This window comes from Rhodococcus sp. MT28 (assembly GCF_058792695.1).
Window position 1 is genome coordinate 484,323 of sequence record NZ_JBXAFD010000002.1, and the last position, 11,573, is coordinate 495,895.

An 11,573-nucleotide genomic window follows, 5' to 3' on the forward strand; every position below is an offset into this window, starting at 1 on the left:
CTCAGGAGTGCGATGACGCTGACCAGCGAGGCAGCACCACGAGTGCCGTCGCGTCCACATCCCGTCGGCGAGCGCGGGTACGTCCCGTTTCTGTTGGCCACGGCGGTTGTGCTTGTCGCGGTCTCCACCGTCGCGGTGTGGTCGGGTGCCGCGTCGGTGTCCTTTGCCGACGTGTTCGCGGTGTTGTACGCACACGTCGGCGGTCCGCCGGTCGACCCGCTGCTCGATCGGATCGTGTGGGGATTGCGGGTACCGCGCATTCTGATTGCGGCATTGGCGGGCGCCGGATTGTCGTTGGCCGGCGCCGTGCTGCAAGCGTTGGTGCGCAACCCGATTGCCGATCCGTACATTCTGGGCGTGGGTTCCGGAGCATCCTTCGGTGCAGTACTGATCATGACGACCGGCATCGGCACCGGCCTGTCGATCGGTGTCCCGGTGGCAGCCTTCCTGGGGGCCATGATCTCCCTGATCGCGGTTCTCGTACTGGGTCGGCGAGAGGGAATGCTCGTCCCGCTGCGCATGGTCCTGGCCGGAGTTGCCATCGGCTATCTGCTCTCGGCTGCAACAAGTTTTGTGCAGTTGCGCGCCGATCCGAGTCAGCTTTCGGGAGTGCTCTTCTGGTTGCTGGGTTCGGTGAGCGGGGCCAGTTGGTCGGATCTCGGTGTGCCCGCCGCGGTGATCACCGTCTGTGCGGCAATTCTGTTGACACAATCGCGCCAACTCAACGCGTTGGCCATGGGAGACGAGAGCGCGCAATCGGTCGGCGTGGACGTGCGCCGTACCAGGTTGCTACTACTGGTGATCGCGTCGTTGCTGACCGCGGTTGTCGTATCCGTCGCCGGGGGAATCGGTTTCGTGGGGCTGCTCGTGCCGCACGCCGTACGACTTCTGGTCGGTTCCGATCACGGCAAGCTGCTCCCCGCGACCGCGTTGGTTGGTGCCACCTTCCTGGTGATCGTCGATCTTGCGGCTCGGATGTTGGATGCGCCCAACGAATTACCACTCGGGATCATCACCGCCGGATTGGGTGCACCGTTCTTCCTCTGGTTGCTTCGACGGGACGGCGGTGCGCAGTCATGAGATTGTCGGCCAGCGGAATTCACGTCGTTCGGGGCGGACGCCTCGTGGTTTCGGGTGTAGACCTCGAAGCGCCCGAGGGAAGCGTGGTCGGACTCGTCGGACCGAACGGCAGTGGAAAGTCCTCCCTCCTTCGCGCGTTGTATCGCTCGATGAAGCCGCGAAGCGGAATCGTGAAGGTGGACGAGGTGAATGTTTGGGACGATCTCTCGCCTCGATCGGCGGCACGCATCATCGGTGTTGTGGGGCAGGAGCATTCATCCGATTTCTCGTTCAGTGTCCGCGAGGTGGTTGCAACGGGTCGGACGCCGCATCACAGCGCGTTCTCTCGACTCGGCGAGATCGACCGAGACATCGTCAGCGCAGCACTGATGCGAACCGGCATGCAGGGCTTTGGATCACGTCTCTTCGCCGAACTGTCCGGCGGAGAAAAGCAGCGTGTGATGTTGGCCCGGGCGATCGCTCAACAACCGTCGGTGCTGGTCCTGGACGAGCCCACCAACCACCTCGACATCCGTGCTCAACTCGAATTGATGGAATTGGTCGCCGAACTCGGTACCACGACGATTGTCGCGATCCATGAACTCGCCTTGGCCGCAGCGTATTGCGACTACGTCTGTCTGCTCTCCGGCGGGGTAGTTGTCGCGACAGGACCAACGGCCGAGGTCCTCACCGAGGACCTGCTGTCCGAAGTATTCGGGGTTCAGGTGCATCTCGGCACTCATCCGTTGACCGGGCGCCCCCTGCTCTCGTTCGCCCCTCCGCTCCTACACACGAAAGAAGCAGTGTCTTGAAATCCTCGATACGTACTGCCGCGCTGTTGTGCTCGGCCGTTACCGCCACCGCAGTACTGACCGCATGCGGAAACTCCACGGCGGATTCGGCGGCGTCGTCGTCCGAGAAGATCACCGTCACCAATTGTGATCGCGAGGTCACGGTGCCCAAGACGGCGGAGCGGATTGTCTCGCTGTATCCGTCGATGACGGAACTTCTCATTCAGCTCGGCGCCGCCGACCGCATTGTCGGACAATCGAATACCGACCTCTCTCCTCCCAGCCCCGAACTCGCTGATCAGTTCGCGGCCGTGCCGGTACTGAGCACCGGAGTTCCCGCGAAAGAAGCATTGCTCGACGCCCGTCCGGATCTGATCGTCTCCGACGGGGAATACTGGTTCGACGGTGACCGATTGCAGACCATGGACGAATTGCGTGACCTCGGCATCCCGATCTTCGTGAACAGCGGCTACTGCCACAAGGCCGTCACCGAGGGGCGGATCGACGACGTCTGGTCCGACCTCGACGGTCTCGGCGCCTTGACCGGAACAAGTGACGCGGCAGCAACCCTCCTGGCCGACGGCAAGAAGTCCCTCGCAGCAACCGAGGCATCTGTCGCCGGGCAGGAGCCGGTTCCCACTGTGATGGTTCAGGTTTCGGAGGGACAGTCCTATGCTCTGGCCAGGGGCCTCTACAGCAGTGTGCTCGAGGCCGCCGGGGGAAGCAATCTTTTTGAGAACGACCTTCCCGACGGAAAGTACTTCGGCCAGGTAGCCACGGAATCGGTGCTCGCGAAGTCGCCGAAGGCTGTCCTCGTCGTCTACTCCACCGAGTCGGCTCGGGAATCCACCCTGGATGCTGCGCGGACGGCATTTGCCGGAACCCCCGCCGCGGCGTTGAATGCGATCTTTGCCGTTCCGGAGGCGTGGTTCGCCGGCGAGTTGGTCTCGATCGACGGGGCCGGCGAGGTGTCTCGCCTGCTGCACCCGGGTTCGTGACCGCACTCGAGCGAATCGAGGCCGTCGTATCGCTGCATGCAGTGTTGGACCGGACGGTGAGTCCGTCGGAGCTACCGTTCGACGAGCACGCACTGCCGCCGGTGACGTGTGAATCCGTGGAACTGCCGGCCGCGACGCCACTGCCGGCCTGCGGGTTCGCGGACGTCTTGCAGGCACGACGGAGCCGCTACGACCCCGCACAGACGGCGCTCCGAGCAGGCGAGCTGTCAAACGTGTTGCACCACAGCCTTGTCAGCAGCCCGACGGCGGGCGGGATGCGCGAACTGACGCTGTCGTTTGTTCTCAGCCGACCCGGAGACGAGCTCGGAGTCGGGGTATACCGATATGCCCGAGGCCGTGCCGAAGCTGTCCGGCCAGGCGACGTGCGAGAGCACCTTCGAGCGAGCCTTCTCCAACCCGAGTTCGTCGACGTGTTCCCGGTTCTTCTGTTTGTGGTCGCCGACGTCGAAGCTCCGCTCGAGAAGTACGCGATGCGGCACTACCGCACGATGCACGTGGATGCCGGTGTGCTGGTTCAGAATCTGTACCTCGTGACCGAGGCGATGGGACTTGCGGGCTGCGCCATCGCAGGATTCACGGATGCGCGAGTGGCATCTCTGTTGAATCTCGCGACGACGCAGCTTCCCGTCATGGCTTTTGCACTCGGGAGGCGCAGCTAGGTCAGGCGAGAATACGTGCCTTCTGGGTCTCGAACTCGGCCTCGGTCAATACTCCCGCATTCTTGAGTTCGCCCAGCTTGGTGAGCTGTTCGAGCTTCAAGTCCATCGATGCTGCCGGAGCTGCCTGCGGTGGCAGGGGTGGTAGATCGGGAATCGGCGGCACCGGCTGGGCCTGCGCTGCGCGAGCCTGATCTTCGGCGGCCCAACGGGTCCGCTGACGGCGCTGAACATTGCCGTGAATGGAGCTTGCGACGGCTACCCGGCCGGCTCGCCTCAAGAAACTCATGCGTCCTTCTCCGTATTGCCTGGTGCGGTGTTGTCGAGTGCGGTGGCAAGTTCGTCCAAGCTCAGGTGGCCTTCGGTGACAATCTTTGCGCCGCTGCGTGTCCACGCGTCGATCACCGGCAGTATGGCCAGTTCCTCGTAAACGAGCACGGCGGCAACACTACCGGTGGCCAACTCGTCACCAACGGCGGCGATGTCGCCGGCGTCGAGCAGTCCGGAGGCTGCGCCGTCGAACTGCGCCAGATCGAAATCTGCGAGTTCGAAGGTCGATGCCGGTACGACGGCCACTGATCCATCGGCGGCTTTGGTGACGAACTCGAGGTCGAGGATGCGGATCACGCCGGAGTCGACGAGAGTGAGCAGCTGCTCGAATCCCGCGGAGGTCGGTGCACCGCCGGGAAACTCGACGGCAACGTATTCGATCGGACCGAATTGGTCTTGGTTGGACATCGGTTACTTCTTGCCCTTCGTGGGTTGCGGTTCTTCCAGAGCAGGTACTTCGTTGGGCATGCGGCCGGCCGGAATGATGGCGAGCAGGGAGAGTCCGGCGAGGACGAGTAGCGAGGTTCGCAGGGCGCGCAAGCGCGCTTCGGTGTTGATCCGGATGGCTTCGTCGATCTGTGCCTGTGTCGCGGAGGTGTTTTCGAGCGTCACGACGAGTTGATCGTTGGGGACGAAGTTGACCTGGTCGAGATTGATCCCTGACTCGACCTTGAGCGATGCCGGGATGGTGGGGTTGTCGATCAGCTGCGAGCTGACGAGGGTACCCAGGATTCCGACGGCGAACACGCTGGCCACCGCGATGCCGACGCTGCCGGACATGTTGTGTACCAGTCCTCGCCAGGCGCCGACGTCGCCGGCCAGTTCCTTGGGGGCTGCGGTGAGGAGGGTGTTGAACACCAGCGCAACGATGGCGCCCTGCCCGAGGCCGAGGGTGATCAGTCCGATGACGACAAAGATCTGATGCCAGTCGCCACGAATGGTGAAGGCCAACAGGATGAGTCCAGCGGCAACGACGACGAACCCGGCTCGTGCGATCAGACGCGGGGAGTACGTCTTGTACAGACGCGCGACGACGGTGCTCGCGATGAAGATCGAAAGTGTGTACGGGATGATCGAGAACGACGTCTGCAAGCTGCTGCGGCCCTGGATGATCTGCATGTACAGCGGAATGAGGAAGTTGGCCGCGGTTCCCACGAACATCATCGTCGCCATGCAAATCGTGGTGGCGCGCTCGGCGCCGGTCTTGAGGACGTCGAGGTTGAAGAGCTGAGGCTTGTTCTGCGCCTTGCGGCTTCGCGTCCACTGGAAGAATCCCTGCGCGCAGATGGTGCCGAGGACGATCAGGATGGCCGCGGGTGAAACACCGATGACCGAGAACGGCGCAGCGTCGGTGGCCAGGATGACGCCCCACGAGTTCAGGCCGCTGAAACCGAAGCTGAGCAGGATGACGGCAACGGCAGCAATGCCGGCGCCGGCCCAGTCGATGGTGATGTCCTTCTGCGGGGGAACAGGTTTGACCCGGAAGCTCAGGATCAGGTTGACCACCGCGAGAGCCACGACGAGGGCGAACGAGTATCGCCACCCGATCGTCGTCGCGAAGGAACCGGCGATGAGCAGCGCAAGCACACCGGCCGCCGGGATTGCTGCTGCCAGGTAACCGATGGCCTTTGCCTGCTGATCGCCACTGAAGTTCGTGGCGATGAAGACCGTCAATGCGGGAGCGATGAGGGCGATCACGGCGCCGGATGCAGCTTGCGCCACGAACAGCATTGCCGGGCTCTGACTCAGGGCGACCGCGGCCATTGCGAGGCCGTGAATCGCGACGGCAATCTGGAAGACCAGACGCGTTCCGTAACGGGCGCCGATCTTGGCCCCCAACAGAATGAAGGCAGCCATGGCGAAGGTGCCCGCGGTGATCGCGGTGCCGACACTTGTTGCGGGCGTGTCGAGATCGGTGGTGATGCCGGCCATCGAGACGGTCAGGGCGTTGACGGCGAACGACGCCTGAATCTGGGTGAGGACCACCACGATGAGTGGTAGCCAGGAGGCGGTGCTCACGGCGGCCGTTGTGGCGGCCGCGCCAGGCTTTACGGACATGATGGGTCACGCCTTCCTCGACACTGCGTGTACTCGCGACGTGCCCGGATCAGCCACGCACGGCTACATTAGCCGGAATTGTGCTGAATGGTCGCCTGCAAGTGGTTGGTTTCTTCGCGGTAGACCACCATCTCCCGGTGCAAGGCGCGCCGGAAGCGCGGTTGCTCGGCCAGGAGTACGGCCAGCACGGTCAGCAACAGCCACGTCGCGGCCGCGCTCGCGAGGAGCAGCAGGACCGGAATCCACGGACCGCCCATCTGCTCGAGCAGCGTCGTCTTTGCCCAGACGCGCCAGTAGAGCATCAGATTGACGATCAGTCCGACACCGTACGAGATGACGAAGGACAGCAGGAACTGCTTCCACGTGCCGTCGTGGCGCCGCGCCGTCATCGGTTCTGCCCGCAGCGGCAAGCTCACCGACATCACGTTCGCGACCCCCAACCAGAGCAGGATCATGGTCAGCACCTGGCCGCACGCCTTCACCAGGTCGGCACTGCTTCCGGAGCGCCACGCGAGGACGGCGCTGAGCAGGAACCCGGCGCTGCCGACGAGAAGCAGCATCACCGCGTTCTTCGCGACCAGTACGTGCCAGAGCCTGGTTCCACCGGACAACGCAGCACGGACGCGGCCGGCGTCGAAGCTGAGCGCATTGGTGCACACGACGCTTCCGACCACACCCGAGAGTGCGTACAGCGCAAGATAAGGCAGTCGATCTTCCTTGGCGTCCCACTGGAAGAGGCGAATGAATGCCAGGTACGCCAAGCCCATTCCGAGGCTCAGCCCCAGCCGAAACGCGATCGACCGAGGCTTACCACTCACCACGTGCCGTGCTTCCTCACGGATCCGGGAGCCGAGATCCTGCACGTGCCGGACGACGGGGTTGCCCGAGTTCAGCGGGACGTAACCGCGGATCGCGGCGGCGACGGTATCGGTGTCACCGGCATCGAGCGCGGCGACGCGTGCTTCGAGAACCGCAAGGTGGGCGGCGCGCAAGGCTATCCGTGCGGTGGTCACCGCGGCGACGGCGTCGGCCTCGGCCTGCGCGGCGGTGCCGATGCCGGCGTCGGCGGGCAGTGGCGGCTCCAACGTCGTGATCAGTTCGAGTTGGCGCGCCATGTGCGGCGACGGTGACAACCCGCTGTACGACGGTCGGCTCAGCGCTGATCGTTCGTCGTCGAGCGAATCACGGACGGCCGCGGCAGCCTTGCGGACGGCTGCCGGGTTGTGCCAGCGCACCGACCGGGCGTCACGCTCGGCGGCGACGGCCCGGGAGGCAACCTCGGTCAGATCCTCGACCGCTGTCAATGTCTGCTCCACTCGGTTTAGGTTGGTTTCATGACCACCAACTCGGAAAAGGAAGATCTCCAGCGGTACCTGCAGGCAGCACGTGATGCGCTCGTCTGGAAGCTCGACGGGCTGTCGGAGTATGACATTCGGCGTCCGATGACCCGGACAGGGACAAACCTGCTGGGTCTGGTCAAACACATGATCGGCGTCGAGCTCGGGTATTTCGGCCCGACGTTCGGCCGTCGGGTTCCCGATCTCCCCGCGTGGTTGCGCTCGGAGGAACTCAACGTCGACATGTGGGCCCGCGCCGACGAGTCCACTGCCGACATCGTCGAAACCTATCGCCGCACCTGGGCTTTCGCCGACGCCACGATCGAGGAGCACGATCTGGACGCCCCCGGCTTCGTGAAGCACTGGCCGGAGGATCGTCGCGACGTCACGCTGCACCAGATACTCGTTCACGTTGTCACCGAGACCCATCGGCACGCCGGCCACGCGGACATCGTGCGGGAGCTGATCGACGGCGCCGCGGGGATGAAAGCGGGCGACAACAATCTGGCTCCCGGTGATGAGGCGTGGTGGGCCGAGTACACCGACCGTCTGGAGACGGCGGCACGCGAGGCCCACCACGCCTGAACTACTCGAATACCGCTGCTGCGCCGATCACCACGACAACGATCACGAAGTTGATCAGTAGCAGTGGCCAGACGAAACGCAGGAACTTGTCGTAGCCGACCTTCGCCATGGCCAACCCGCCGACAACGACGACGTTGGTCGGGGCAACCATCAGCATCAGGCCGTGGCCCATCTGGAAGGCGGTGATGACGAGTGCTCGGCTGACTCCGGCGAAGTCGCCCAGCGGCGCGAGCAGCGGCATCGCCAGGGTGGCGTGACCAGAACTGGACGGGATCAGGAACGCCAGCGGGATGTTGACGAGCATCACCAGGATCGCGAAGACCCCCGCCGAAGCGCCGCTGACCAATTGCTCCATCGCGTTGAGGATGGTGTCGAGGGTTTCGGTGTTGGTCATGATCACCGAGACGCCGCGAGCGAGCAGGATGACGATCGCCGGTCCGACCATGTCGCCGGCTCCACGCGTGATCAGGGAGACGATCTTCTTCTCACCCATCTTCGCGACTATGCCGACGAGAACGGCGGCGAGGATGAACAGCATCGCCAATTGCGGGAACCACCAGTTCAACTCGAACCAGTAGGGCTCGGTTGCCGTGACGTGGTACGCGTCGTACTCGGCCGGACCGGTAGTGGCGCCGAAGATGCTCGACCACGGGATGACGGAGAAGATCATCAGTCCGAAGGTGAGTCCGGTGATGAGCAGTACCAGCTTCTGAGTTCCGGTGAGCTTGCCGTCGATGTCCACCGGCTCGGCCGGCTCTTCGTCTTCGTCGTCCGCGATGTCGAAACCGACAAGCGACTTGGACGGATCCTTCTTCACCTTTGCGGCGTAGCGGAGAACGAATACCACTGCCACAGCGGTCAATACGATCCACAGGATCACGCGCAGCACGATGCCGTCACCGATGGAGACGCCTGCCTCACCGGAGGCGACGCCGATCGAGAACGGATTGACGGTCGACGCCATGTTTCCGACCAGAGCGCCGAGGATGATCATGGTGGCCGCGACCATGCGGTCGTAACCCAGTGCCGTCATCAGCGGGATGAGCAGGGCGTAGAAGCCGAACGTCTCGACCGAGAAGCCCATTGTCGAACCGAGCAGCGAGAACAGCACCATGATGACGGTGATGAGCAACCAGCCCTTGTCGCTGAGCTTGGTAGCCAGCTGGGAGACAGCGGTTTCCAGACTGCGGGTGGCAAAGCTGACCGAGATGAACGCACCGAGCGCCATGATGAAGAGGACTACGCCGACCGAACCGAAGAGCCGTCCGATGTTGTCGGTGTCGACGAACCCGGTGATCGAATCCTGGACGCCGTACAGGCCGTTCACGGGGGAGAGGATCAGTTGCTGGATTCGTTCCCAGAACGAGAGCGGAGACGTGACGGTTTCGAAGCTGCCGGGAACGGGTGAGCCGTCCACGTCGACGCCGAAGCGTCCGGCCGGAATGAACAGTGCCGCAACCCAGACCAGAATGGTGACGATCGCGAGCATCGTGACCGCACCGGGAAACTCGAACTTCTTCTTGGCGGGCGTTTGCGCGGATCCCGTATCGGTCTCGGTGCTCATTTCTTCCCCTCGAAGGTGTGTGCGTACTCCTGGAAGAACAGTGCTTTGGCGACGACGGCCTTCTCGAGCTCGTCGAGCAGGACGCGTTCGTTGGGGCCGTGGATGTTCGCGTAACCGTCGGTGGCGCCGAACAACAGCTTCTCGGCGGTGGGCACTGCTGTATCCAAGGCCATCACGAGGGGGATCGAGCCGCCGCCTGCCATCAGCCCGGCCGGTTCACCCCACGACTGCGATAATGCAGACAATGCCGCGTCGAAGGCCGGTCCACCTTCGGCTGCCGCAAACCCGTCGCCGGTTTCTCCCGCGGTGACAGTCAGTTGTAAACCGAAGGGGCGCAGGGCTTCCAGGTGCCGGACCAGAGCAGCCTGCGCCTCGATGGCAGGTTGGCGCGGGTGTACGCGCAGATTGATCACGGCGCGGGCAGTGCTTGCGACGGCGTTGACCGCACCGTCCACAGGGGGAGCGTCGATTCCCGTCACGGTGATGGCCGGGCCCGACCAGATGCGTTCGCCGATGCCGCCGGTTCCGAGCAGCGGAAGCCCGTCTTGGATCTCGGCGAGGGTGCGGAACTCGTCCTCGGTGTATGAACTGCCGGTCCACGGTTCGCGCAGGAGGCCGTCGATCGCCACGTCACCGTTGTCGTCGTGCAGCGACGCCAGTGCGCGGATGAGCGCGAGGCGGGCGTCCGGTGCGGCGCCGCCGTAGAGGCCGTTGTGCTTGTCGGCTCCGAGAGTGGTGAGTTCGACGATCACCTGGGCCGATCCGCGCAGTGCGACGGTCAGGGTCGGTGATCCGGGCCGAACGCTCCCGACGTCGGCGATGACCATTGCGTCGGCCGCAAACAATTCGGGGGCTTCCGGCGGATAGTTGTCGAAGGGGCTGCCGAATTCTTCCTGGCCTTCGATGACGAGCTTGACCGTCACCGGCGGCTTTCCGTCGAAGACGCGAAGCGCGCCGATCATGCCGATGACGTTTGCCTTCGAATCTGCCGTACCGCGGCCGTAAATCGCGCCGTCACGCTTGCTCGGTTCGAAAGGCGGTGAATCCCAGAGTTCGACGTCGTCGGCGGGAACGACGTCGTAATGCGAATACATCAATACGGTCGGGGCTCCCTCTGGACCGGGAACTGTTGCAATGATGACCGGCGCAGTTTTACCTGTTATTTCGAGTTTCTCTATCTTCGTGACTCCGGACTTCTCCAATAGAGAAACGATCAGGTCGTGAGCCTCGAACAGGGGCTCGCTGGGGAAACCTTCTGTTGCTATCGACGGAATACGAACAAGTTCGACGAGTTCCGACTCCAGTGCCGGCATCAAAGCTGCAACTGTTTCCTTGATTGTGGAATAGGAGGGCGAGGCGGATTCTTCCGGCACGGAATTGACTCCTTCTGGGAAAGGCGAAAAACATTAGAGGCAGAGTCTTACACCCGATATGCGGGGTGTGAAAGGGTGACCCGAACAAAAAGCCGAAGTGGGGCGCCGGGCTCGCGATTCTTGACATTGACGTCAACGTCAACACACACTGTGACGGTGACCACCAGTGAAACGCAGGAGCGAGCGCGGACAGCCCGCAAACTCGGCGACGGTCCACGCCGTGCCGGACTGCTCGACACCGCTGCCCTCTGCTTCGGCGAACTCGGATACGACGCCGTGACGGTCGAGACGATCACGACCAGGGCTGATGTGTCCCGGGCGACCTTCTACGCGTACTTCTCGTCGAAGGACGAGGTCTTCCGCGCCGTCGCCGAAATGATGTGCCGACGCTTCCTCGACGCTCAGCACATGGAGGGCCCGGCGGCCGAGGATCTACGCGAAGTTCTCCGAACGACCACGTCGGCGTTCATCACGGCCGTGTACACCTACGGTGACCTGCTCGCGGTGATCGAGCATCGGGCGCGGGTGGATTCCGAGGTCGAGCGCAGTTGGTCGGCGGTTCGCGAAAAGCTCGTGAGCCGCTACGTCCGCTTTGTCGAACGGATTCGACAGGTTCACGACGTAGATCCCTGTGTTTCGCCCCCGGTGCTCGTTCAGATGATCTCGGACGCACAGATGGCCGGTGGAGCACGACTGAGTAAGGCGAGTGTCGAAGAGCAGAACCAGTTCATTGCAGATATGACGACGATGTCCGAGCGGTTGATCGGGTTCGAAGAGTCGAAATAGATTTCTTTTACGAAT

The 11,573-nt window shown here is 63.3% G+C and carries 12 protein-coding genes; 6 read left to right on the forward strand and 6 right to left on the reverse strand.

The genetic code is table 11. The features are described from left to right. Nucleotides 1-12: 12 nt before the first annotated feature. The 4 genes from AC1Q6C_RS10560 to AC1Q6C_RS10575 are packed head-to-tail and all read left to right on the forward strand — an operon-like array spanning nt 13 to nt 3,528. Entirely contained in the window at nt 13-1,080 is a 1,068-nt protein-coding gene (locus AC1Q6C_RS10560; protein WP_042453275.1) for a FecCD family ABC transporter permease, read from the forward strand. Next, nucleotides 1,077-1,871 (forward strand): ABC transporter ATP-binding protein, encoded by a 795-nt coding sequence (locus tag AC1Q6C_RS10565; protein ID WP_047272721.1) that lies wholly within the window; start codon nt 1,077-1,079, stop codon nt 1,869-1,871. The genes AC1Q6C_RS10560 and AC1Q6C_RS10565 overlap by 4 nt, the downstream gene beginning before the upstream one ends. After that, nucleotides 1,868-2,848, forward strand: a complete 981-nt coding sequence (locus AC1Q6C_RS10570; protein WP_007735904.1) for an ABC transporter substrate-binding protein — start codon at nt 1,868-1,870, stop codon at nt 2,846-2,848. The genes AC1Q6C_RS10565 and AC1Q6C_RS10570 overlap by 4 nt, the downstream gene beginning before the upstream one ends. Continuing rightward, nucleotides 2,845-3,528: a SagB family peptide dehydrogenase gene (locus tag AC1Q6C_RS10575; RefSeq protein ID WP_007735907.1), complete on the forward strand. Its 684-nt coding sequence runs from the start codon at nt 2,845-2,847 to the stop codon at nt 3,526-3,528. The genes AC1Q6C_RS10570 and AC1Q6C_RS10575 overlap by 4 nt, the downstream gene beginning before the upstream one ends. 1 nt (nt 3,529) lies before the next feature. On the opposite strand, the gene AC1Q6C_RS10580 is transcribed toward AC1Q6C_RS10575, so the two are convergent. The 4 genes from AC1Q6C_RS10580 to AC1Q6C_RS10595 form a co-directional block, all read right to left on the reverse strand. Further along, nucleotides 3,530-3,814: an SHOCT domain-containing protein gene (locus AC1Q6C_RS10580; protein WP_007735909.1), complete on the reverse strand. Its 285-nt coding sequence runs from the start codon at nt 3,812-3,814 to the stop codon at nt 3,530-3,532. Further along, on the reverse strand, nt 3,811-4,263 hold the full coding sequence (locus AC1Q6C_RS10585) for a DUF6325 family protein (RefSeq protein WP_007735911.1): 453 nt from the start codon (nt 4,261-4,263) through the stop codon (nt 3,811-3,813). Before AC1Q6C_RS10585 ends, AC1Q6C_RS10580 begins: the two co-directional genes overlap by 4 nt. Nucleotides 4,264-4,266: 3 nt before the next feature. After that, nucleotides 4,267-5,913, reverse strand: a complete 1,647-nt coding sequence (locus AC1Q6C_RS10590) for an MFS transporter (protein ID WP_007735913.1) — start codon at nt 5,911-5,913, stop codon at nt 4,267-4,269. 68 nt (nt 5,914-5,981) lie between these two features. After that, nucleotides 5,982-7,229: a hypothetical protein gene (locus AC1Q6C_RS10595; protein ID WP_007735921.1), complete on the reverse strand. Its 1,248-nt coding sequence runs from the start codon at nt 7,227-7,229 to the stop codon at nt 5,982-5,984. Nucleotides 7,230-7,247: 18 nt separating this feature from the next. On the opposite strand from AC1Q6C_RS10595, the gene AC1Q6C_RS10600 reads away from it, so the two are divergent. Further along, nucleotides 7,248-7,835 carry a DinB family protein gene (locus tag AC1Q6C_RS10600; protein ID WP_007735923.1) on the forward strand — a complete coding sequence of 196 codons (588 nt, stop codon included), beginning with the start codon at nt 7,248-7,250 and terminating at the stop codon, nt 7,833-7,835. 1 nt (nt 7,836) lies between these two features. On the opposite strand, the gene AC1Q6C_RS10605 is transcribed toward AC1Q6C_RS10600, so the two are convergent. Together AC1Q6C_RS10605 and AC1Q6C_RS10610 are read right to left on the reverse strand one after the other, a co-directional pair. Beyond that, on the reverse strand, nt 7,837-9,399 hold the full coding sequence (locus tag AC1Q6C_RS10605; RefSeq protein WP_007735924.1) for a YfcC family protein: 1,563 nt from the start codon (nt 9,397-9,399) through the stop codon (nt 7,837-7,839). Beyond that, nucleotides 9,396-10,772: a M20/M25/M40 family metallo-hydrolase gene (locus AC1Q6C_RS10610; RefSeq protein ID WP_030535870.1), complete on the reverse strand. Its 1,377-nt coding sequence runs from the start codon at nt 10,770-10,772 to the stop codon at nt 9,396-9,398. The genes AC1Q6C_RS10605 and AC1Q6C_RS10610 overlap by 4 nt, the downstream gene beginning before the upstream one ends. A gap of 150 nt (nt 10,773-10,922) precedes the next feature. Between AC1Q6C_RS10610 and AC1Q6C_RS10615 the strand changes: the two genes are divergently transcribed. Next, complete coding sequence (locus AC1Q6C_RS10615) at nt 10,923-11,558, forward strand: TetR/AcrR family transcriptional regulator (protein WP_019746323.1); 636 nt, start codon at nt 10,923-10,925, stop codon at nt 11,556-11,558. Nucleotides 11,559-11,573: the final 15 nt, after the last annotated feature.